The 23,893-nt window shown below is 34.4% G+C and carries 16 protein-coding genes; 10 read left to right on the top strand and 6 right to left on the bottom strand.

What is annotated here, in order from left to right:
- The first annotated feature begins 238 nt into the window (after positions 1-238).
- From ACGH6R_RS10910 to ACGH6R_RS10950, 9 genes are all read left to right on the top strand, one after another.
- A complete protein-coding gene (locus ACGH6R_RS10910) occupies positions 239-2,353 on the top strand; it encodes a TonB-dependent receptor (RefSeq protein WP_411597320.1) in 2,115 nt (704 codons plus the stop codon).
- Positions 2,354-2,564: 211 nt separating this feature from the next.
- Positions 2,565-4,103, top strand: a complete 1,539-nt coding sequence (gene murJ, locus ACGH6R_RS10915; RefSeq protein WP_267360815.1) for a murein biosynthesis integral membrane protein MurJ — start codon at positions 2,565-2,567, stop codon at positions 4,101-4,103.
- 289 nt (positions 4,104-4,392) lie between these two features.
- The gene (gene accD / locus ACGH6R_RS10920) at positions 4,393-5,298 is read left to right on the top strand and encodes an acetyl-CoA carboxylase, carboxyltransferase subunit beta (RefSeq protein WP_267351462.1); all 906 of its coding nucleotides are present in this window, start codon (positions 4,393-4,395) and stop codon (positions 5,296-5,298) included.
- A gap of 3 nt (positions 5,299-5,301) precedes the next feature.
- Positions 5,302-6,606: a bifunctional tetrahydrofolate synthase/dihydrofolate synthase gene (gene folC / locus ACGH6R_RS10925; RefSeq protein WP_411597325.1), complete on the top strand. Its 1,305-nt coding sequence runs from the start codon at positions 5,302-5,304 to the stop codon at positions 6,604-6,606.
- A complete protein-coding gene (locus ACGH6R_RS10930; RefSeq protein WP_267351465.1) occupies positions 6,587-7,180 on the top strand; it encodes an SPOR domain-containing protein in 594 nt (197 codons plus the stop codon). The genes folC and ACGH6R_RS10930 overlap by 20 nt, the downstream gene beginning before the upstream one ends.
- A gap of 70 nt (positions 7,181-7,250) precedes the next feature.
- Positions 7,251-7,736 carry a CvpA family protein gene (locus ACGH6R_RS10935; RefSeq protein WP_411597324.1) on the top strand — a complete coding sequence of 162 codons (486 nt, stop codon included), beginning with the start codon at positions 7,251-7,253 and terminating at the stop codon, positions 7,734-7,736.
- Between the two features lie 18 nt (positions 7,737-7,754).
- Positions 7,755-9,272 carry an amidophosphoribosyltransferase gene (purF, locus tag ACGH6R_RS10940; protein ID WP_411590599.1) on the top strand — a complete coding sequence of 506 codons (1,518 nt, stop codon included), beginning with the start codon at positions 7,755-7,757 and terminating at the stop codon, positions 9,270-9,272.
- A 403-nt stretch (positions 9,273-9,675) separates the two neighbouring features.
- Positions 9,676-12,372, top strand: a complete 2,697-nt coding sequence (locus ACGH6R_RS10945; RefSeq protein ID WP_411599811.1) for an inverse autotransporter beta domain-containing protein — start codon at positions 9,676-9,678, stop codon at positions 12,370-12,372.
- A 124-nt stretch (positions 12,373-12,496) separates the two neighbouring features.
- Entirely contained in the window at positions 12,497-13,507 is a 1,011-nt protein-coding gene (locus ACGH6R_RS10950; RefSeq protein WP_267351473.1) for a hypothetical protein, read from the top strand.
- Positions 13,508-13,590: 83 nt separating this feature from the next.
- On the opposite strand, the gene ACGH6R_RS10955 is transcribed toward ACGH6R_RS10950, so the two are convergent.
- The 5 genes from ACGH6R_RS10955 to ACGH6R_RS10975 are packed head-to-tail and all read right to left on the bottom strand — an operon-like array spanning position 13,591 to position 19,610.
- Positions 13,591-15,399: an NADH-quinone oxidoreductase subunit N gene (locus ACGH6R_RS10955; RefSeq protein ID WP_411599812.1), complete on the bottom strand. Its 1,809-nt coding sequence runs from the start codon at positions 15,397-15,399 to the stop codon at positions 13,591-13,593.
- Between the two features lie 6 nt (positions 15,400-15,405).
- Positions 15,406-16,953, bottom strand: a complete 1,548-nt coding sequence (locus tag ACGH6R_RS10960; RefSeq protein ID WP_411599814.1) for a complex I subunit 4 family protein — start codon at positions 16,951-16,953, stop codon at positions 15,406-15,408.
- Between the two features lie 17 nt (positions 16,954-16,970).
- Positions 16,971-18,818, bottom strand: coding sequence for an NADH-quinone oxidoreductase subunit L (locus tag ACGH6R_RS10965; protein ID WP_411599816.1), 1,848 nt, complete (start codon positions 18,816-18,818; stop codon positions 16,971-16,973).
- Positions 18,815-19,117, bottom strand: coding sequence for an NADH-quinone oxidoreductase subunit NuoK (gene nuoK, locus ACGH6R_RS10970; RefSeq protein WP_267351481.1), 303 nt, complete (start codon positions 19,115-19,117; stop codon positions 18,815-18,817). Before nuoK ends, ACGH6R_RS10965 begins: the two co-directional genes overlap by 4 nt.
- Position 19,118: 1 nt before the next feature.
- A complete protein-coding gene (locus ACGH6R_RS10975; RefSeq protein WP_267360822.1) occupies positions 19,119-19,610 on the bottom strand; it encodes an NADH-quinone oxidoreductase subunit J in 492 nt (163 codons plus the stop codon).
- A gap of 355 nt (positions 19,611-19,965) precedes the next feature.
- Between ACGH6R_RS10975 and ppc the strand changes: the two genes are divergently transcribed.
- Positions 19,966-22,611: a phosphoenolpyruvate carboxylase gene (gene ppc / locus ACGH6R_RS10980; protein ID WP_411599818.1), complete on the top strand. Its 2,646-nt coding sequence runs from the start codon at positions 19,966-19,968 to the stop codon at positions 22,609-22,611.
- A 34-nt stretch (positions 22,612-22,645) separates the two neighbouring features.
- On the opposite strand, the gene ACGH6R_RS10985 is transcribed toward ppc, so the two are convergent.
- A complete protein-coding gene (locus tag ACGH6R_RS10985) occupies positions 22,646-23,710 on the bottom strand; it encodes a tetratricopeptide repeat protein (protein WP_411599819.1) in 1,065 nt (354 codons plus the stop codon).
- Between the last annotated feature and the right edge of the window lie 183 nt (positions 23,711-23,893).

Consider the following 23,893-nt stretch of genomic DNA (forward strand, 5'->3'; position numbering starts at 1 on the left):
AGGATAGGGTAAATACAGAGACCTCCTTTTAATTAATTATACTCAAACCGCAATCCATTTAAACAACCATTGAATAACGCTTAATTTCAGTTAGATTTTAATATTTTTTGTCGCAATATTTTTATAAAACAGAAAATAAGTTGTAAATGTAAATAATAATCATTATCATATTTATTGTTGCTTTAACTTTAGCCAACTGAAACAAATTATAATAAAACGATAAAAGATAGGAAAAACAATGAAATTAAGTCATCAATTCGCTATTTTGGGGCTAATAAGTACAGCACCCTTTGTTAGCGCTCAAGATAAAATAGACGATGTTGCAAACATCGAAACAATGAAGGTTGTTGCCAACATTACCGATATCAATGACCAGCGAATAAAAAAATCATCAACCGCGACAAAAATGCCATTTGATATTAAAGATATACCCCAATCCATTAATTCCGTTAACATTGATCAAGAAAAAATTTTTGGACAAAATGATTTAAGTGTAATCGTCAATAAATTACCCGGTGTTGATACTACTTATGATATGCGGGATGAAGGCATAAAAATACGCGGTTTTTCCGCAAGTTCTGGCGATATTTATCGGGATGGTGTCCGTGCAAGTGGGCAAGTTAGGCAAAGTACAGCCAATATTGAACGCGTGGAAATATTAAAAGGTCCCGCTTCGGTACTCTATGGTCGTGGTTCTGGTGGGGGAATGATAAACATGATTAGTAAACAAGCTAATTTTGATTCACCTACTGTTTTAAGCTTACGTAGTGGTTCATGGGATAAATATGGCGGTATGGTCGATATTAATCATGTTGTCGATGAGAAACTAGCGATCCGAATGACAGTTGATCACCAATCAGAAAAAAGTTTTCGCAAAGGAATTAAACAAAGAGACACCATGGTATCGCCAAGTATACTCTATGATAATTTAGACGGGTTTAATTGGTTAGTACAATATACTCATGATCACTTATGGCGTAAACCAGACCGAGGACCAGCTTACTATAATTTACCAAAAGGGGTTTCAATTAAAACAACCTATGCGCATCCTGATGATTACGTAAAAGATAATTTTAAATCATTACGTTCGGTGATAGGTTTTGAATTTAATGATGATTGGTCACTAAAATTAACTAACCTTTATCGTCAAGCGAGTCAAAATTTTGACCATATTTATGGTGGTGATTATTGTCATTTAAATGGCAAAACAAATAGTGGAAAAACGTGTAACTATGCAGGAAAACTACAATTTCGACGAGCTTGGCAAGAAACAGATAATAAAATCTATAGTAATACACTCGATGTAATAGGCAAATTTACTACAGCAAGTATCGGTCATGATATGTTAGTCGGCATTGAATATAATATTGAAAAACGTCAACCTAGATTAGCATTAACGAGTGTTTACCCTGAAGTCGTTGATCCTTACCATCCACACTGGAATTCTAAAAAACCACATTACAATAAGCTAAATACTAAAACGAATCATAAAGCGACTTCAAAAGGGATTTATTGGCAAGATTTAATGAGTTTTACATCACAGTGGAAATTGTTGATGGGCTTACGCTATGACAATTACGAATTTGCATCAGATAATAAAATTAAACATCAAAGCCGTTCATATAATGGTCACTCGTTAAGCCCTCGAATCGGTTTAATTTGGCAACCTATCGAATCGCAAAGTTTTTATGCTTCCTATAGTAAAAATTTTGCGCCTTATGGTGGACGAGGACTGATTACCATTTCAACAGACTCGAAAACGGTTTACGATAATAAACCACAATATTCAAGGCAATATGAAATAGGCGTAAAAAGTGATTGGTTAAATGATAAATTATCTTCTCAAATTGCACTTTATAATCTTGAATTATACAACGTTCGTTATCAACCCGATGCGGTGAACGATCCTTATAATTGGCAGGTAAAAGGCAGTGACCGTAGTCAAGGTATCGAGCTAAGTATCATCGGACAATTAACACCAAAATGGTACATTAACAGCGGTATTGGTTATCAGCAAGCTAAAGTTCATAAAGATAAAAAAATGCCAGTTAATCAAGGAAAATATTTGCCCAATACATCTAAGCATAGCGGTTACTTAAATATACGTTATTTGCCTTATAACAATTGGTTTACTGAAGTTGAGGTTAATTATAAGGGATCAATGTTTAATGATGATAAAAATCAATTAAAACGTCCTGGGTATGTTGTATGGAATGCTGCAATAGGGTATCAATCTTCTTCTTTTGAAATGACTTTTGCAGTAACAAATTTATTAGGAAAAGAATATTGGCGTTCAAGTAGTATGCCTGGCACGCCTAGAGCTGTATTGTTAACTGCAAGTTATAAATTATAACCAATGAAGAAATAAAAGCGGAATGAAATAAAAATCCTATATTGAATAATTGATGATAATATTTGTCTGATTAGTATTTCAATCCGCTTATTGTTTGAATGGTAACAATATTTCAATTCATAAACATTATTATTTATAAAAAAGCATGGTGAAATAAATGAATAATTTGTAGACTATGCCTATCATTTGTTTTTTGGCTCCTATCTTATCTATGAATTTATTAAAATCTTTAGCCACTGTAAGTTCAATGACAATGGTATCTCGAGTTTTAGGCTTTGTTCGAGATGCAATAATTGCACGTTTTTTTGGTGCAGGAATGGCTACCGATGCGTTTTTTGTGGCTTTTAAACTTCCTAATTTATTGAGACGAATATTTGCTGAAGGGGCTTTTTCACAAGCATTTGTCCCTATTTTGGCTGAATACAAAAATCAACAAGGGATCGAGGCAACACGGACTTTTATTGCGTATGTTGCCGGTCTATTAACATTAGTATTGGCTATCGTTACGTTAATTGGGGTAATGACTGCACCTTTTATCATTATGCTGACAGCGCCAGGTTTTATGCAAGAATCTATCGACAAATTTGAACTTGCAACCATCATGCTTCGCATCACTTTCCCCTATATCTTTTTTATTTCACTTGCTTCATTAGTTGGTGCCGTACTTAATACGTGGAATCGCTTTTCGGTTCCTGCTTTCGTGCCGACATTGCTTAATATTAGCATGATTGTATTTACGCTATTTTTAACGCCTTATTTTAATCCACCGGTGCTGGCATTAGCGGTATCTGTCGTAGTCGGCGGCATTTTACAATTGCTTTATCAACTTCCGACTTTAAAAAAGATAGGTATGCTAGTGCTACCTCGTATCAATTTAAAAGATAGTGGTGTATGGCGAGTGTTGAAACAAATGGGGCCTGCAATTTTAGGGGTATCCGTTGGGCAAATATCTCTAATCATTAATACGATTTTTGCTTCTTTCTTAATTTCGGGATCGGTTTCATGGATGTATTATGCTGACCGATTAATGGAGTTCCCAGCTGGCGTACTGGGTGTTGCATTGGGTACCATTTTATTGCCGTCATTAGCTAAAAGCTTTTCAAATGGTGATCATAAACAATATTCGGAATTATTAGATTGGGGATTACGTCTCTGTTTTTTATTGGCTTTGCCAAGCACAGTCGCATTAGGTGTAATTTCTCGTCCACTTATCTCAACACTCTTTGAATATGGACAATTTACAATAAATGACACATTAATGACACAACGTGCTTTAATAGCTTATTCTATCGGTTTACTTGGGCTTATTCTAATCAAAGTTTTGGCACCCGCTTTCTATTCCAGACAAGATATTAAGACACCTGTCAAAATTGCGATTGTCACATTAATTTTAACGCAACTAATGAATATGGTTTTTATTGGTCCACTACAACATGCTGGTCTTTCGTTATCAATTGGGCTGGCAGCATGTTTTAATGCTGGATTATTATTTTGGCAATTACGTAAAAAGGAACTTTATCAACCACAGCCAGGTTGGGGTAAATTTTTAATTAAAATTGTGATAGCGGTACTGTTAATGTCATTAGTGTTATGGTTTGGATCGAAATTATTACCAGATTGGTCAACGGGTTCAATGTTAATGCGAATAAGTCGTTTATTGTTATTGGTCACGGTAGGTATCGTTATCTATTTTGCATCATTGATTGCAATGGGGTTTAAAATCAGGCATTTCATTAAACGAATTGATTAAATGATTTTTTCAAAATTTTATGAATAAACCGAATTATTGTAAGCATACCGCTTAATTGAAGTAGAGGCTGTCTTTATGACTTAAATGCAATAATTTAATCTAAAATATTCAGTTGGTTGGATATTAAAATCAGCGTTAAAATGAAAAAATACGATTGTTTGGTAAAAGAATATTTTTTACAAACATGGTTAACAAATAAGATAAATTTAAAACAACTATTAAGAATTAGCACAAAGTATTATACAATAGCCCGATATTTTCTAGAGTATAGCACAATGAGAGAATCATAATGAGCTGGATTGAAAAGATTTTAAGTAAAAATAATATATCATCAGATCATAAAAAAGCGAATATACCCGGTGGCGTTTGGACAAAATGCAGTAACTGTGAACAAGTCATTTACCAAGCTGAATTAGATCGTAATTTAGAGGTTTGTCCTAAGTGTGATCACCATATGCATATCCCTGCGCGCGTCAGGTTATACCATTTTTTAGATGAGGATTCAGATGTAGAAATTGGAACTGATCTTGCGCCAAAAGATATTTTAAAATTCAAAGATACTAAAAAATACAAAGACCGTTTAACTGCGGCTCAAAAAGAGACACGCGAAAAAGAAGCTATGGTTGTCATGAAAGGAACATTACTTGGTATTCCTGTTGTGGTTGCCTGTTTTGAATTCGCTTTCATTGGTGGATCGATGTCATCAGTTGTTGGGGCTTTATTTACCCGTGCTGCTGAACAAGCGATAGCCGATAAATGCCCGTTAATTTGTTTTTCAACAAGTGGCGGTGCAAGAATGCAAGAAGCACTTTATTCATTGATGCAAATGGCTAAAACCAGTGCAATACTTGCTAAAATGCAAGATGAAGGTTTACCTTATATTTCTGTCATGACCGATCCGACTATGGGTGGGGTTTCAGCTAGTTTAGCGATGCTAGGTGATATTAACATTGCCGAACCCAAAGCATTAATTGGTTTTGCAGGCCCACGCGTTATTCAACAAACTGTACGGGAAACTTTACCAGAAGGATTCCAACGAAGTGAGTTTTTACTGGAAAAAGGCGCAATTGATATGATCATTCATCGTAAAGAAATGAGACCTAAAATTGCCAGCCTAATTGCAAAATTAATGAAACTTCCCGATCCATTTAATGATGTGAATAACGATGAAATGACAATTGATGAGACAGTTTAATTGATCATGCAAAATGAAAAACCTAATGCCATGTCTGACTTAAAGACATGGCTTTGTTATTTAGAGCAACTGCATCATACTACTATTGATATGGGATTAGAGCGAGTAAAAATCATTGCTCAGCGTTTAGATATTTTGCAACCCGCTCCCTATGTTATTACGGTTGCAGGAACTAATGGCAAAGGTACAACTTGCCGAACATTGGAAATGATTTTACTCGCTTCAAAACGAAAAGTTGGCGTTTATAGCTCTCCTCATTTATTACGTTTCACAGAGCGGGTAAGAATTAATAATCAAGAGTCAACAGCCCAAGAAACGGTTAACGCATTTGTAGAAATTGAAAAAGTTCGTGGTGATATTTCTTTAACTTATTTTGAATATGCAACACTTGCAGCACTTTATCAGTTTAAAAAAGCAAAATTAGATGTAGTTGTGTTGGAAGTTGGGTTAGGTGGACGACTGGATGCAACCAACATTGTTGATGCAGATATTGCTGTTATCACAACAATAGACATTGATCATGTAGATTATCTTGGAAATACTCGAGAAAGTATTGGGCGTGAAAAAGCCGGTATTTTTAAATCGAAAAGCATTGCTGTTGTTGGTGAGCAAAATGTTCCTGTCACCATTCCATTGGTGGCAGAATCAGTTAACTGTCCTATCTATACGGTAAATAGCGATTGGTCTTATCAACAAATTAATGATAATCAATGGTCTTTTGAATCCCCCTTGGCAAATTATCATCATTTACCGATAGCCAATGTTCCGTTAGCTAATGCTGCGACAGCAATTGCAGCATTAAGTTATTCTTCTTTAAATATTACCCAAGACGATATCGTTAAAGGATTAAAACAAGCAAGCTTAGTTGGCAGATTTCAGACACTACAACATTCACCATTGGTTATTATTGATGTTGCTCATAACCCACATGCTGCAACTTATTTAATTAAACAATTAGCTCAATTAAAAGCTAAACAATCCAAAACAGGTAAAATAAGATTTGTTATTGGCATGTTGAAAGATAAAGATATAAAAAGTACATTATCCATTTTACAAGGCGATGTATGGTATTGCGCGACACTCTATGGTGAGCGAGGTTGCAAAGCTGAAGTATTAAAGCAATACTTGCTTGATAAAGAAGAAACCAGTGTTTTAACATTTGATCATGTGGCGGATGCTTATCAAAAAGCAATGCAAGATGCCAAAGATAATGATATTATCGTCGTATGTGGTTCATTTCATACGGTAGCTGAAGTTTTAGAGCAATATGAATTAAGTGAAATTAATCATGACGAAAGACAAAAATAACGCTTCAAATAATCAGAATAGAATGAGAAATCGACTTGTTGGTTTTGCCACTTTATTACTTATTTTAGCTTTGATAGCACCATGGATCATCACCGATAAATCGAATACAACAACATCGACTACGCCTATTTTACAACCGAACATAGTGAATCAGCAGTTTCAATCTGTCGAACATACCCCTGATGACAGCTTTACACAAAATAACTCAAGTGAGGTTGCTAATTTTCCTTATGCACTAGACACAGACCAAAATCCAAGTTCATTAATCTCACCTGAAATCAATGCAGAAGATGTCAATGAACCGATAACGACAGATCAAACGGTCACAACTACGCAAGATTCAAAATTATATATGATTCAGATAGCGGCATTAAGAAACAAGCAAAAGATTGAAGAACTTGTTGCGTTATTACGATTAAACAATTATAACGTTAAAGTTATTCCTAAAAAGCCAGAACCTAACCAATTAATAAAATTACAAGTTGGGCCTTATGCTAAAAGGGAGCAAGCAGAACAAGTAATCGATAATCTTAATAATTTAACAAAACAAAAAAGCATTATTATTACTAATTAAAAAAAAATTTGTTCAAAAATAAAAGTAATAAATAATATCTCCTATAAATAATTAATTGTGAGTTACTATGATGAATTGGATTGATTTTACTATTATTGGCGTAATAATTTTTTCCGCCATGGTCAGTATAATACGGGGCTTTGTTCGAGAAGCATTATCTCTGATTAGTTGGGTGCTGGCATTTTTCATTGCGAGCCGATTTTATGCTTATATTACTCAGTATTTAACCTATTTTGATAGCGAATTGATCCGTACTTCTGTCGCAATAGCTATCCTTTTCTTAGCGACATTACTCGTTTGCTCATTTATTTCTTATGTTATTGGCTTATTAGTCCAAAAAACAGGTTTATCCGGGACAGATCGAGTATTAGGCATCTGCTTTGGTGCATTACGTGGAATATTAGTGGTTGCAGCTGTTCTCTTTTTTATTGATACTTTCACTCCCTTCTCGCAATCGCAATACTGGAAAGAATCACAACTTATTCCTCATTTTCATGTTATTATTCGTTGGTTTTTTGATTTTATACAACATTCGTCTTCATTTTTAGTGCAGTAATTTTGAGGTAATCATTGTATGTGTGGTGTTGTTGGTATTTTAGGATGTAGCACAGTTAACCAATCTATCTATGATGCATTGACTGTATTGCAGCATCGAGGTCAAGATGCTGCGGGTATTGTAACCATTGATGAACAAAACTGCTTTCGTTTACGTAAAGCAAATGGTTTAGTTAAAGATGTTTTTCAAGAACATCATATGCAACGTTTGCAAGGTACATTAGGAATTGGACATGTACGGTATCCTACAGCAGGAAGTTCAAGTCCTTCAGAAGCTCAACCCTTCTACGTTAATTCGCCTTATGGTATAGCACTTGCACATAATGGTAACTTGACTAATGCTAACGAATTACGTAATAAAGTATTTGAATTAGCAAGACGCCATATTAACACTAATTCTGATTCAGAAGTGTTACTTAATATTTTCGCCAGTGAATTAGACAAATTTCCAACTTATCCCCTTTCTGCAGATAATATTTTTACCGCTATACGTCATGTACATAATATTATTAAAGGCGCTTACGCTTGTGTCGCAATGATTATTGGGCATGGATTGGTTGCATTTCGTGATCCCTATGGCATTCGTCCTTTAGTTATTGGTAAACGCATTTTAAATAATCAAAAAGTGGAGTATATGGTTGCTTCTGAAAGTGTTGCTTTAGATATACTTGATTTCGAATTTATACGTGATGTCGAACCCGGCGAAGCGATTTATATTACACAAGATGGGCAATTTTATTCACAACAATGTTCAGATAATCCCCAATATTATCCATGTATCTTTGAATACGTTTATTTTGCACGACCCGATTCGTTCATGAATGGGGTATCGGTTTATCAATCACGTATATTGATGGGACAAAAATTAGGTAAAAAAATAGCACGAGAATGGAAAGATGTTGATATTGATGTTGTGATTCCAATTCCTGAAACATCTTGCGATGCTGCGCTTGAGATTGCTAGAATTTTAAATAAACCCTATCGGCAGGGCTTTGTCAAAAATCGTTATGTTGGACGAACATTTATTATGCCAGGTCAAGCTACACGCAAACTTTCTGTAAGACGTAAACTTAATGCTAATCGCATTGAATTTGAAGGAAAGAATGTCCTTCTTGTCGATGACTCTATTGTTCGAGGTACAACTTCGGAAAAAATTTTGGAAATGGTTCGCTCTGTTGGTGCTAAAAAAGTTTATTTAGCTTCGGCTGCGCCAGAGATTAGGCATCCTAATGTATATGGAATTGACATGCCAACAGCCAGTGAGCTTATCGCTTATAATCGCACAGTCGAGCAAATTGCTAAAGATATTGGTGCAGATAGACTAATTTTTCAGGATCTATCTGACTTAATCGACTCAATCCGTGAAGAGAACCCTAAGATTCATCATTTCGAGTGTTCAGTGTTTGATGGGCAATATATTACAGACGGTATTGATGAAAGCTATTTGCTTCAATTAGAACAAACAAGAAATCAAAATCAAAAAGCTTTTAATAGTAAAGAATCAGAAAATCTTGAAATATATAATGAAGAACAATAATTAGTATTCTTGCTGAAAATGACATTTTTATAAAAAAAGATACTAATATTCTAATATTTCTATCTTTTTTATCTGCTTTATTTAGTATTAGATAAAGAGAACTAATGTATTATTAATATTATCAAATTGATAAATAAATCCCACGTTTTATTTTAATCTATCTCTCCTCATATTCTGAAGATATTTTCATCAAATCTTTACAAATATTTTAAAAAAGTTATTGAACAATGACTTCTTTGTAATATAATCTTAAAAAAAGTAATTTTTTGTAAAGAATTTTAAAGACAATAAAAATGCTATCGTTTTTTATTCTAAACAAAGAAGCTTTTTTATCAAAAAGCTGAATAAAACGTGTTTTTGATACATATATTATCAATAAAGTGAAATATGAGGAATGATTAAGATGAAAACAAATCTTAATTTAAAAATTGTTTCAACCTTAGTTGTTCTGGCATTAAATTGCCAGACAGCTATGGCATTGGATTCGAAACAAGGCACTTCTACTGTTGCTGTAGACAACAGTAAAGTTATTGAACTTAAAAATGGTATTAAAGTTCGAGAAATGGTTAACAATAAAAAGGCTAGCCTTTACCAAATAGCATTAATAAGTGGTATAAATGTTGACCAACTACGCAAAATGAACAATGGGCGCTTTGATAAAAAGGATGTGATTGAAGAAGGTGAGCTTCTCGTGCTTCCTGAAAACTCCCCACTACTACCTGCCATCAGTACAAGTAAAGCTGAAGATACTAAACAAAACAAATATACAAATTTACCGGATTTAGGATCAGATGAAAATTATGATGTACAGGCAGATAAAGATAAGCTTGCAACTCATGTTGCTTATGCTTTACAGACATTAGCAACACAAGATTGGAAACAACTATTATCATCTGAAAATGGTGGCTTATCAAGTCAATTGGCCAATCGAGGTAAGGATTACGCAGAGGATTATTTACGCAGTAGTGTGAAAAATCATGTTGTTGATCCACTTCGTACCGCTGCCCAAGACTTCTTAGGGCGTTTTGGTACGGCTCAATTATCTTTTGACGTTAGTGATAAAGGACAATTTAGTAACGTCAACGTTAAACTATTTAGTCCTTGGTATGATACAGAAAATACCTTGATATTTAGTCAAATATCATTTCAAGAATATGAACATAAACGACGTATTGGAAATATTGGTATTGGTCAACGTTGGGACTTTGCAGATAAAAAATGGTTATTAGGCTATAACGTATTTTTGGATCATGACTTTCAACGTTCACACAATCGTTTAGGTTTAGGTGTTGAGGCTTGGAGTGACTACATGAAACTTGCAGCTAACTATTATCATCCATTATCAAATTGGAAACAATCTCGTGATTTTGATGATTATTTAGAACGTGCTGCAAAAGGTTTTGATGTTCGTTTTCAAGGTTATTTACCACAGTACCCTCATTTAGGTGGTTCATTAATGTATGAACAATACTTTGGTGATAAAGTGGCATTATTTGGTAAAGATAACCTACAAAAAAATCCTAGAGCAGTGACAGCAAGCGTTGACTACACACCAGTGCCACTTTTTACCCTCAAAGCGGAACATAAGCGAGGACAAAATAATCAAAAAGCCACTTCTGCTTCATTGACGATGAATTATCGTATGGGGGTTCCTTTAAAAGATCAGTTAGATCCCGATATGGTTCAAGCAGCACGTTCATTAGCTGGTAGTCGTTATGACTTAGTTGATCGTAACAACTATATCGTTCTTGAATATAAAGAGAAAAAATTAAGTGTTGATTTAGGACTTGAATCTTTACAACTCGTTGAAGGACAAAGTTATGATGTTAGTATCGCTGTTTATAATGCGAAAGGATTAAGCAGTGTAAAATGGAATGGTGATATGTTTGAAATTGATGCAAATGGTGGATTCCTTTGTTATACAACAGGTATTTGTACATCTTCATCATGGGCTACACCAAAAGCAGATACTCAAAATTGGAAAATTGTTGCACCAAGTTATGTTGATGAAAATGGTAAACGTCATCCAATTCAATCTAATGGTAAATATACCTTATCTGTTTCCGTTACCGATAAAAAAGGTCGTTCAGCAACATCAAATCAAGTGTCATTTGAAGTTATCCCCGATCCTGTCATGCGTAAGATTGGTCTTTGGGCTGTTGATCGTAACGGCAATAAAACCACAATGGCTTCTAATTCAGCCGATGGTCTCAGTGCTATAACATTGATTGCCAGCCTTGTAAAGCCGAAGGTACCAAATGGAACAATTTCGGCAATAGAGGATGCAGTTGGTTTTAGTGATGAACAACTCATGAACCGAATTCCAGACTCATTTGATTCTGTACTTAAAGGCTGGACAGCAACAAGTAATGGCAAAAAAATCACCTTAATTGATGGTACTTCGGGTCAAGTAACGTCTTGTCCTAAACAAGAACCTTGTGTCATTGTGAAATCCTTTGAAAAAATCAAAATGGGTCAAAAAATTTCTGCTAAGGCAGCTACTGCTGGAGGCATGGATGCAATTGGTGATAGTTATGCATTAGATGTCGCTTCTAATATTGAAGGGGTGGTTGAATTTTCCACTTCAATAGATCAATTTGGTGCATCGTTCAATAAAGTATCCATAGATTTTGCTGGTGGTCAAGCCGGATTAATTAAAGTTTATCGAAGTGATGGGGTATTGGTTGCGACTCAAGCTGGAAACTTATTAGAGTTTGATCCTAATGGTTCAAAAGAGTGGAAAGTTGATAATGAATATTATGTCAAAGCATATGCGGCAGATGGTGTCACTGAAATGAATAGTCCATATGTGATTTGGTCTCTTGTGGGGTCTAATGCGGTTGCATGTCCTAATGGAGCGGCAACAGCAGCATTACCTGATGCAAGCAACAAACCAAATGGGCCTTGGTTTAATGTCGCAATGGGATATAACGCACATTATAAAATTAGAAGTATAAAAACAGGTAGTTATGCAACTTCTGGTTCGAGCATTATCGCTAATGCTGATGCTCCACAAGAGTTAAATCTTGATCCGATAAACGCAACGCCTTCAGCATGTGCAGGTGATCAAGGGTTTAGATTACAAGTATTTGTTAAATAGAATGGTTAATTAAAAAAGTGTTTTAGATAACCCATTTATAAGGGTTATCTAAAAGTTAAATACAAAACGGTGTATATTATTTTTGATATACAATAATTAATAAATGAAAAATAGGAAGTTAAACATGAAAAGTTTAATGATAAAAAATATTGCTTTAGGTCTGTTAATCGCTGGATGTGCAGCAAGTAACGCATATGCACTTAGCGGTGTGAGTGCTAAATATATAGTGGGTAATGCACCTGTAATTAAAAGTCTTGGCGGTCAAGATCACAGTTTAACAGTGTCAGTATCCTCTGATGCTGATGGTAACAATACCGTGGGTGGTCGAGCTGCAAAAGTTAATGATTATGTCGTTATCGAGTATACTTTACATGATGAAGATGGTGACAGCGATCCTTCAGGTAAAGTAGTAAAAGAAACGTTTAAAGCATTTTATAAAAGTGCGTCTGGTGAATGGAAAGAAGCCAGTTTAGCTGACTCAGATATTAAGTTCAGTAATGGTAAAATTACGTTTAAAATTACAAATGAGTTTGCTGGTGCAACACGAATTGGTTTCAAAGTATTAGAAAAAACTGAGTTTGGTTTACCATATACAAATAAATGGTTAAAAGTTGCTGATATTTGGAGTACGCAAGCACCAGGACAAGTGGATACATTAGATCCGACAGATCCAAGTAAAGCCCCTACTGATGATACTAATGGCCCGAATAAAGACGAAATAGGTAGTAACCCTAATGATGGTCCAGGTGAACAAAAAGATCCGAATAAAATTACAAGTGGACCAATTGAATCTGATGACATGAGGGTCTACATTTTAGCTGCTGATTCAAATGATAACTATAGTATAGCGGGTAGTACTTTCGTACCTAAACAAGGCGGAAAATATCGAGCTGTGGTATGGTTAGATTCTAATGGCAATGGTGCTTTAGATAGTGGTGAAGCTGACTTATCTGCAAATTACAACTTTACTTGGGAGTTAGACGGTACTTATGCCGGTGTTGGAGCGACAACAGATTCGTTAGCACAAAATCAAAATATAACATTAGGTCAACTTAACAACGATTCAATGTACAGTACGACCTACAAAGCAGGTGCTCAAGGTTATAAACTCAAAGTTACCGCAACCGCAAAATAATGCTTATTTAAGACAGATAAAAAACCACTCAAACGAGTGGTTTTTTTATAAATAAATTAGTTTGAACATCTTTTTAAATTAGTTTAAGCCGTTAAGTATTGTGCCATACTCACTAAGTTAAATACCCATTTAGGATAGACTCCGCAAATCATAATAAGTAAAGCAGAAAGGGTGATGAGTAACTCACTCATTCCAATTTTATGCCATTTAAAACTTACTACTGAATTATTGATAAATTGATCATCTCGACAAGTTGGTTTGATATAAAGGTTGATCACTAAACGAGCATAAAAATATAGGCCTAGCGCACTACCGACTACAACTGCTGCCATTAACCACCATAGTTCAGCGGTGACACCTAATAGGACTAATAAAAATCGACTAATAAAACCGAGAGTTAAAGGTGCGCCAGCTAATGAAAGCAAGCCTATTCCCATAGATAATGCAAGGATAGGGCGTCGCCAAAATAATCCCGACAAATCTAGCTCATTTTCATGATCTTGAAGCTCATTTGAGTGAGATTCTAAACTAATTACGCCCAGAACAGTAATATTTGCAAGAATATAACCTATCAAATAAACGCCGATTGTTTCTAAGGCCAAAACTTGATATTGCACAGCAATTAATGCAATTAATAAATAACCAAAATGTGCGATTGAGGAATATGCAAGAAGACGTTTTAAATTACTTTGCATAAAAGCAAATAAATTACCCCATAAAATAGAACAAAATGCCATCACAACTAAAATAATTCGGATGGTTTCATTGTTTACAATAGGAGCTAATAAAAATAGTCTTGCGATAGCGCAAAATATCGCAACTTTACCCACTGTGGATAAAAGAAGTGCGACAACCGTTGGTGCACCTTGATAAACATCGGGTAACCAAAGTTGGAAAGGAACAAGTGATAATTTAAAACCGACACCTACAAGCATTAAACAGACCCCCATTAATAACAGTGTGCTTGGGTAGGTCATAGTGGATAACTGATAACTTAAACCACTGAACGTTAATTCACCGGTGGATGCATAATAAAAAACAATACCCATTAGCAAAAAAGCACTTGCAACGGCGGATAAAATCATATATTTAATTGCTGCTTCAAGGGAGTGGGTTTGAATATATTGATATCCTATTAAACCCACAAAAGGAATGGAAAGCAACTCAATACCAATAAAGAAAGCGATTAAATGGCTGGCGTAGACTAAGGTCACTCCACCTAATGCCATGAAAAGTAATATTATATAAAATAATCCATGAGACTTTTGTTCTTGCTTAAACCAACGATATGCTAAGCAACTGACGATAATTGAAATTAATAAAATCAAACTGGTATAAAGTAAACCATAGCCATCACAGGTGAAAAGTACTGTAATTTCTTGGGAGTTCCAATTATTTACATTATTCGGTTGTTGAATATCTGAATGGGATTGATTTTTTTCTTGGTTATCCGCAATGTCTTCATTTTTCGGTGTTTCAGATGTTATAGTCTGTTCCGAATTGGATTCGTCTAACTGAGGTTGGCGGACTTGAGTCGCTGATTCTACGCTTGCATCATTATTATTGTCACTCAGTGCTTCTGTCTGATTAGTTTGTGGATCTGGTTGAGTTGGTGCGGCATCCACTGCTAACAATTTTGCATTCTGAAAATCAGGAGAAGTCAGTGGCAAAGAAGAGATAAATATTTGCATATTATCGCTGCTGATATCTGAAATTTTCTGATCATTGGCTGAAATTTTATATCCCATGACAGAAGCGCAAATTAATGCGAATATCAAACCACATAAAGATAAAATAGCGCAGTATTTTGTACTTACTTTGAAACGAAATAATGCAAACATTAGCGCAATAATAGTAAGACTTAATATATAAATAGGTGATAAAGCTATCATATCTTATTACTCTCCCATGCGCTCTGTTGTTATATAGTGTTGAGTTTGATTCATGACAGAATATGACATATCTAAAATGACTTTAGGATATAATCCGATAAAAATAAGAACAGCCAATAAACTACTTAACAATAAAAGCTCTTTGATATTAAGAAAACACTTTTTCATGGTTTCATTATTATCGTGACCGCCATGAAAAATAGGTTGCATACGAATAATGAATGAAATAGATAGCATAAGTAATCCTAGTGCTAATAAAATTATAGAATAAGAAAATGTTGTGAAACTTCCAAGTAACATCAGGTAATTTCCTATAAAGTTAGCTGTGCCAGGTATACCCAATACGGCCAATATGAAAAATAACGTAAATGATGATAAATATTTGACTCGCTCTTTCAATCCAGTAAATTGACTGATGTTACGTGTTGAATAACATTCAACTAATAAACCACTAATCATGAACATACCGACAATCGCTAAGTTAATCGCAATAATTTGTATGACCACTCCTTGGTAGGCGATTAATGAACCACTATATATGATAGCGGTCACAAAGCCCATCAATGCAATATGAACATAAGCAATTAGTTTTTTAATATCCGTTTGATTAAATGCAAGTAGTGCAGAATAAAAAACGGTGATTAATGCAAGTATTAAAATTAAAGGTACAATTGTTGCAGAAGCATTAGGAAATAATGGTATGACAAAACGCAATAACCCAAAAGTGGCAGTACTAAGTAATAAACCACTAATCATCATTGAACCGGTTGTTGACGATTCGATATGTGCTTCAATAAACCAATTGTGAAATGGAACAAAAGGAATACGCACAATAAAGGCAGCCATGAATCCAAGCATTAATAAATATTCTGTTTTACTTGATATAGGCGTTTTGGTTAGGATTTGATAATCAAAAGTCCAATGACCCGTTAAATTCCAATTAATGAGAGCTAATGAAACAATCGAGATTAACATTAACAAACTACTGATTTGCGTATAAATAAGAAATTTACTTGCACCATTAAAGCGTAGCTGAGAATTGGAATCTCGTCTTCCCCATAAAGAAATTAAAAAATAGATAGGAATCGCAACAGCTTCCCAATAAAAGAATAACAAAAAGAGATCCGTAACTGTAAATAACATCATGACAGCTGATGTCATTGCTAAAATACACAGATAATATAATCCAGTATTATTAATGCTTTCTTTGCTTGAATAGGCGATAGTGAATAAAACAATAATGAGTGTTGAAGTAATAACAATGATAGATAGCCCATCTAAAATTAAGTGAAAACGAATACCTAATAACGGAATCCATTCAAAATTGACTTCTTCTACCCAACTATTTCCTTGATCCATAATAGCTTGCGCATCCAGCCAAAAATTGATCACCAATATTAGCGAGATGATAATCGTCATGAATGCGATACAAATTGGCAGTTTATTCCAACGTGATTGCGCATCAACAGATGCTACCATTCGTTGTAAAAAAAGATGACATAACCAACCGATAAATCCACCTGTCACAGGTAAGAAAATAAGCCATAACAACATGAAAGATTGCACCTTTATTAAATAAACACAAGTAACATTAATATAATAATACTACCCATTACAATTGAAACCATATACCATCTGAGATGTCCATTTTCGAAGCCGACAATATATGAATTGATTTTTTTTATACCCAGCATAACCCAATTGTCCCAAGTTGCTAATGGATCCTTTTTCAATTTACTGGTTAAAAAGATGAAAGGCTTAACAAAAACAATATTGAGTAAATAATCAAATCGCCATTCTGCTTTACACAGTCGTGTAAAAAATTTCACTATGGGCGTGTTTAACACTTCTTTCACTTCACTATTAGGATGAGCAAATAGTGTATAAGCGATGATAATGCTAAGTAACGTTACCGCAGCAAAAAGAAGCTGGAATGACAATTTTACATTAGTATCTAATGCAGCAATTGGAATTATTCCTTTTATGGGTAACGGAAAATAGATAACTAATGATGAGGTAAATATTAACAATAAGAAAATAGGGCAATAACTCGTCCAATTCGTTTTGGCAAATTGTTTAATTTTAGGTTTATGATAAAACACCATAAATATTAAACGTAATATACTAACACTCGAGAGCAAAATACCTAATAACCCAATGGTTCCATTCATTAAATTATCTTGAGCCATTAATCCCCAAATAATGTCACCTTTAATGTAAAAGGCAGCTGAAATCCATGGCATTGCACTAAGCGATAACAGAATGACTAAAAAAATGATAAATAAAACGGGGAATTTTTTATATAAACCACCAATTTTACTTATATCACGCTCACCTTGGCATTTTTTGATAAGTATTGCCGAGGCTAATATGAGTAACGTACTTGTCATTGTATAATTGATTAAACAATTAAGTGATAAACTCCAATGTTGAGTTGAAAATGCATAAAACAGATAACTAATTTGTGTTAGGTTTATGAAAGTGACTATACGTTTAATATCGTATTGTACAAGAGCAATAGAGCTTGCAAATAAAACTGTTAGCGATGAAATCATTGTCATGATAGAAAGTACATCGCTTGACATCATAAACAAATTGCTGAGTCTTAAAATTAAATAAACACCCGCTAAGATTACCGTTGAACTTTGCATTAACGCCATTGCAGGCATGGGGGCTAAGGTGCTTTCAGTAAACCAGGATTGCATTGGAAATAGCGCTGATTTACTCATTGCACCAAGCAATAGCATCAATGTTATCCAATAGATGATATCTGAATCGATAGCTAAATTAGCATGTGCGAGAGTCAATATATTACGAATATCTAACGTATGAAGCGTTTGATAAATTAAAAATACACCGATGAGTAAAAAAACATCGGTCAAATGCATGATTACAAACGCTTTAACTGCTGCAAAACCATTGCGGATTTGTTTATAGTAAATGCCAATAAGTAAGTAAATACTTAATGTAACACCTTCCCAACCAATTAGCATGACCAACAGATTATCGACTAAAATAATTGTTAACATACTTGCTATTAACAAATTGCTATAAGCATAAAAAGTATAAATATCTTTTTGAGATGTTAAATAATACGCAGCAAAAAAATAGATAAGCATGCCCAAAAAAGCAATTAACACAAGAAAAGTTAATGACAAACCATCTAAGGTTAAAGTAATGGGAACAACAAAATCCCCTATAGAAAACCAATTCCATAATGGTCTGCTATAAATTAATGACATATCAGGGACTGAGTTAGTAACAAAATCAATACAAGAAAATATGGTAATTAATACCACAATCAGCATAGTACTAATGCCGATAATGATGATATTAATTGATCGTATTTGTCTTCCTAAGCTAACAAGGGCTAAAAAAGAAAGCAAAGGAACAATGATAGTTAAATAGAGTAAATTCATCCTTTCATTTCGCTTAATGAGTCAATATTAAAAATTTTCTTTCGGTAAACTAGCTTTCTAAAAAGGGCAAGTCCAACGCACACTTCGGCAAGTACTGCAACAATCGCTAAAATAGCCAGTACTTGCCCATCTGTATGTTGCCAATGGCTACTTGCAGCAATTAAAGCAATAATGGCACCGTTATTCATTATGATTAGGCTAAGGAGCAAAAAATAGAGATTGCGCCGAATCATCACGCCTAGTAAACCAAGGACAAATAAGATAGAAGCTAAAATAAGGCTATGCATTAATGGAATCATATTAGCTCTCCGACGACAAACGATGCATAAAATGATAAGCAATGACCGCTGCACCTAATAATAAAAATATTCCCAATTCTGCCATTAAAATATAGGCATATATTGAAATTTCATGGGTTAATTCATGTGGCTCTTTTAGCTGTGAATAGTCAGTGCTTACTACTCCATAAATAAGGATGACCAGTAAAACAAAAGCTAACATTAGCGGGACTAACCATATTTTAGGGCTAATACCATGTTTATCATTTTCTACATTGTCTTTACGAATTTTAAGTATACTTGCAATGGATAAAAAAAGCGTTACTGTTCCGCCAATAAAGAACACGATATAAAGCACAGCTGATAAATAAGTATTAAGTAGAATCAATATCAACGCTGAAGCAAAAAGCGAAACAATAAGGTACAAAATAGCTTTATCTATTTGTAAGCAACTAATCACTTTCATGCTAGCAAAAATAGCTATAATCGACGCAATATAAAAAACAGCGATCATTAAATAATCCAATATATATTCTCAATCTTATTAGTATATACCCAAATTAAAGCAAGATACAGATTACAGGCGAGCTATTCATTGAAAAACAGTGATTTAATAAAAAATAGAACGTTATTTTTTAATATTAGCTAAGAATTTAAAGATAAGTGCATTATATTTTCAATATAATTAAAACATAAAAAAAAATAAAAACCATAAAATTTTATTATTTAAATTCAATTAAGCATTGATATAAAGTATATAACTTGAGCAAATTAGCCATTATTTATACTTATTTCTTTAAATTGTGAACATGCCCTTACAGCTTAAAGTTGCTTAACCCTAATTTTTAAATACATAAAATGAGATCAAAATGAACAGTGAATACTCCTCTATGCGAAGTAATGTTAATATGTTAGGTACCCTCCTTGGCGATGCAATAAAACGAGCGACCGGTAACGAAACTTTTGATTTAGTCGAAAAAATAAGGAAGCTATCAAAATCGGCTCAACAAGGAAATAAGCAATCTCATCAAGAGTTACTCAAATTAATAGAACATCTCAATGATGAAGATTTATTACATGTTGCTCGAGCATTTAACCAGTTTCTAAACTTAGTAAATATTGCGGCAGAATATTATGGCATTTCGCCGCACGGGGAAGCGGCGAGCAGTCCAAAAAAAATGACAGACTTATTTACTATCCTAAAAAAATTAAACTTTTCTGAGCAAACTATCACACAAGCCATTAACGATTTATCGATTGAATTAGTATTGACTGCTCACCCAACCGAAATTAATCGTCGTACAATGATTAATACCTATACCGCAATAAATAATTGCTTATCGCAATTGGATCATAATGATCTTGCTGATTACGAAATTGAACGTATTATGCGCCGATTAAAACAGCTAGTTTGTCAGGCCTGGTATACGGATGAAATACGTAAAAAACGGCCTACACCTCTCGATGAAGCTAAATGGGGGTTTTCTGTTATAGAAGACAGTTTATGGCAAGGTGTTCCTCTCTTTTTACGGGAATTTAATGATCAACTTGTTGATGCGTTTAATCAACAACTATCTGTTGAACATGTTCCAATAAAATTTACCTCATGGATGGGGGGAGACCGTGATGGTAATCCTAATGTCACAGCTGATGTGACAGAAAAAGTCATGTTACAAGCTAAATTAAAAGCAATTGAATTATTTTTAGCAGATATTCAAATATTAGTGCGAGAGTTATCGATGACAGAGTGTAACCAATCTGTTATTGATCTGTTAGATGAGCCAAATAAAACAGCATCAGAACCTTATCGAGCGGTGATGAAGCAGCTACGAGCCCGTTTAGTTAAAACGCACAGTTACATAGTATCAGTACTCAATAATGAACAAGTCCTAGCTCCAGCTGATATTTTAATTAAAAATAACCAACTTTGGGATCCACTTTATATTTGTTACCAATCATTAATTGATAATGGGATGTCAACTATTGCTCACGGACCTTTACTTGATACATTACGTCGAATAAAAAGCTTTGGATTACAGTTAGTCAAATTAGATATACGTCAAGATAGTTCTGTTCATACTGAAGCACTTGATGAATTAACGAAAGAACTTAATCTTGGAAGTTATGCACAATGGTCTGAAGAAGAGAAACAAGCATTTTTATTAACCGAACTTCAATCTAATCGTCCATTATTACCCTATCATTGGCAACCTAGTCAAATCGTTAAAGAAGTATTTGACACTTGTCGTGTAATTAAAAAAGCTGGTGAAGAGTCGATTGCTTCTTATGTTATCTCAATGGCAAAAGCACCTTCGGATATTTTAGCGGTATATTTGCTCTTAAAAATAGTCGATTGTGAAAAAAATATCCCGGTGGCACCGCTATTTGAAACATTAGAAGATTTGAATAATGCAAAGACTGTCATGCAAAAATTATTGGATATTCCTTGGTATCGACAAAAAATCCAAGGTAAACAGATGGTCATGATAGGTTACTCGGATTCAGCTAAAGATGCTGGAACCCTTGCGGCATCATGGGCACAATATCGTTCGCAAGAAGAATTAGTCGCCTTATTTGAAAAATATAATATCAATCTTGTTTTATTCCATGGGCGAGGCGGTTCAATTGGGCGTGGTGGGGCGCCAGCACATGCGGCACTCCTTTCTCAGCCACCTGGTTCATTAAAAGGCGGGCTTCGTGTCACTGAACAAGGTGAAATGATTCGGTTTAAACTTGGTTTACCGGAAGTCGCGCTCAGTAGCTTAATGTTATATGCTTCAGCTATACTTCAAGCAAATTTATTACCTCCTCCACAGCCGAAACAAGCATGGCGCAATATCATGGATGAAATGTCAGATATTTCATGTCAGTGCTATCGACGTTATGTTCGTGAAAAAGCAGAATTTGTCGATTATTTTAGAACGGTCACCCCCGAAGCAGAATTAGGAAGGTTACCTCTTGGTTCAAGGCCTCAAAAACGGCGAACAGGTGGCGGAATAGAAAGTCTTAGAGCTATTCCATGGATCTTTGCTTGGACACAAAATCGCTTAATGGTTCCTTCATGGCTTGGTGCTGGCTGTGCCTTAAAAAAAGTGATTGAAGAGGGGAAAAAAGATTTGCTCAAAGATATGTATCACAACTGGCCTTTCTTTAATGCACGATTAGGTATGTTAGAAATGGTATACGCTAAAGCTGCACCAAAAATTCATGAGTACTATGAACAACGTTTAGTTGATGCTAGCATGTGGCCATTAGGAGAAGAGTTACGTAATTTATTAACAGATGATATTAATACTGTTTTAACCATTACTGACGATGATAGCTTAATGGCCGATCTACCTTGGATTGCGCAATCCGTTGCTTTACGAAATATTTATATTGAACCGTTGAATTTATTACAAGCAGAACTATTAAATCGTTCTCGTCAACGTAATGATGAAGAAAATACAATAGTTGAACAAGGATTAATGATCACAATATCAGGTATTGCTGCTGGAATGAGAAATTCTGGATAACTTAATAAAAATAAAAAAGGGCAATCGCCCTTTTTTATTTATCTGCTAAAAGTTCATCTAAATACGTTTTAGCATCTCGATCACCTTGCTCACTCGCTTTAGTAAACCAGTAAATTGCCGTATCTTTATTTTTCTTGATACCTTCACCTTCAAGATATTTAATGGCTAAATTGTATTGAGCATCAGCACTGCCTTGTTCAGCGGCTTTAATATACCATTCAATCGCTTTTTTAATATCTTTGGGAACACCACCGCCGACATCATACATTACGCCAATATTATATTGTGCATCTGCATTACCCGCTTCTGCTGCTTTAGAGAACCAATGGGCTGCTAATTGGTTATTAGGTCTAGTGCCTGTACCTGTGGCATAAATAATGCCTAAATTATACATTGCAAGTACATTACCATATTCTGCCGCTTGCGTATAAAAATAGGTTGCAGCAACATAATCTTGAGTCAGACCATCGCCGTGTTCCGACATTAATCCTAAATAATATAAGGCTTCAGGCACATTATATTTCGCTGCTTTACTAAACCAATCGGCTGCTTGCATACGATCTTCTTCTACACCATCACCAAAAAAGTACATAATGCCTAGGTTTAAGTAAGCATCAAACACGCCTTGATCACCAGCTAAAATAAAATAGTTAATAGCACTATCGTTATTTTTGGCGACACCTTCCCCATTTTTGTACATTAAAGCTAAATTATAAAGTGCAAAACTGTAATTTTGATCCGCTGCCAATTTAAAATATTTAAATGCTTTCGATAAATTACGCTTAGTTCCTAAACCATTTTGATACATATATGCTAAATTATTTTGGGCTTTAGCTAATCCTTGGTCAGCTGCTTTTTTAAACCAAAACAGCGCGCGAACAGGATTAACTTCAATACCGCCTAAACCTTGTTTATAAATATTACCTAAAGTGTATTGTGCTTGTGCATCCCCTTTTTCTGCCGAAAGCTTTAAAGAAGGAATCAATGAGCTAGGATCAGTCATTATTAGTTCTGGAGCTTTTGATGCACCATTTTCATTAGCTTTGACACTAAATGAAAAAGATAACATTAATACCAATAATAATTGAAATGTCTTCATAGTTTTTATTCATAATAAAAGTGTTATTAAGTATATATTAACAAGATAAAAATAAATAGTTTATATGTTTTTTGATAGATATAATCGATAGATTCTATATAAAAAAATTAAGTTCTGAGCAAAATTAATTTATTATTAATCAATTAAATCATACTATTATATTACTGTCTCTTATACACATCT

The sequence above is a fragment of the Gilliamella sp. CG13 genome, from assembly GCF_046635805.1.
Taxonomy (GTDB): domain Bacteria; phylum Pseudomonadota; class Gammaproteobacteria; order Enterobacterales; family Orbaceae; genus Gilliamella; species Gilliamella apicola_I.

Bases quoted from the DNA above. Each gene is read 5' to 3' on its own strand.
- ACGH6R_RS10910 (WP_411597320.1), top strand. From the start codon at position 239: ATGAAATTAAGTCATCAATTCGCTATTTTGGGGCTAATAAGTACAGCA.
- murJ (WP_267360815.1), top strand. From the start codon at position 2,565: ATGAATTTATTAAAATCTTTAGCCACTGTAAGTTCAATGACAATGGTA.
- accD (WP_267351462.1), top strand. From the start codon at position 4,393: ATGAGCTGGATTGAAAAGATTTTAAGTAAAAATAATATATCATCAGAT.
- ACGH6R_RS10930 (WP_267351465.1), top strand. From the start codon at position 6,587: ATGACGAAAGACAAAAATAACGCTTCAAATAATCAGAATAGAATGAGA.
- ACGH6R_RS10935 (WP_411597324.1), top strand. From the start codon at position 7,251: ATGAATTGGATTGATTTTACTATTATTGGCGTAATAATTTTTTCCGCC.
- purF (WP_411590599.1), top strand. From the start codon at position 7,755: ATGTGTGGTGTTGTTGGTATTTTAGGATGTAGCACAGTTAACCAATCT.
- ACGH6R_RS10945 (WP_411599811.1), top strand. From the start codon at position 9,676: ATGAAAACAAATCTTAATTTAAAAATTGTTTCAACCTTAGTTGTTCTG.
- ACGH6R_RS10950 (WP_267351473.1), top strand. From the start codon at position 12,497: ATGAAAAGTTTAATGATAAAAAATATTGCTTTAGGTCTGTTAATCGCT.
- ACGH6R_RS10955 (WP_411599812.1), bottom strand. From the start codon at position 15,399: ATGATAGCTTTATCACCTATTTATATATTAAGTCTTACTATTATTGCG.
- ACGH6R_RS10960 (WP_411599814.1), bottom strand. From the start codon at position 16,953: ATGTTGTTATGGCTTATTTTCTTACCTGTGACAGGTGGATTTATCGGT.
- ACGH6R_RS10965 (WP_411599816.1), bottom strand. From the start codon at position 18,818: ATGAATTTACTCTATTTAACTATCATTGTTCCTTTGCTTTCTTTTTTA.
- nuoK (WP_267351481.1), bottom strand. From the start codon at position 19,117: ATGATTCCATTAATGCATAGCCTTATTTTAGCTTCTATCTTATTTGTC.
- ACGH6R_RS10975 (WP_267360822.1), bottom strand. From the start codon at position 19,610: ATGATCGCTGTTTTTTATATTGCGTCGATTATAGCTATTTTTGCTAGC.
- ppc (WP_411599818.1), top strand. From the start codon at position 19,966: ATGAACAGTGAATACTCCTCTATGCGAAGTAATGTTAATATGTTAGGT.
- ACGH6R_RS10985 (WP_411599819.1), bottom strand. From the start codon at position 23,710: ATGAAGACATTTCAATTATTATTGGTATTAATGTTATCTTTTTCATTT.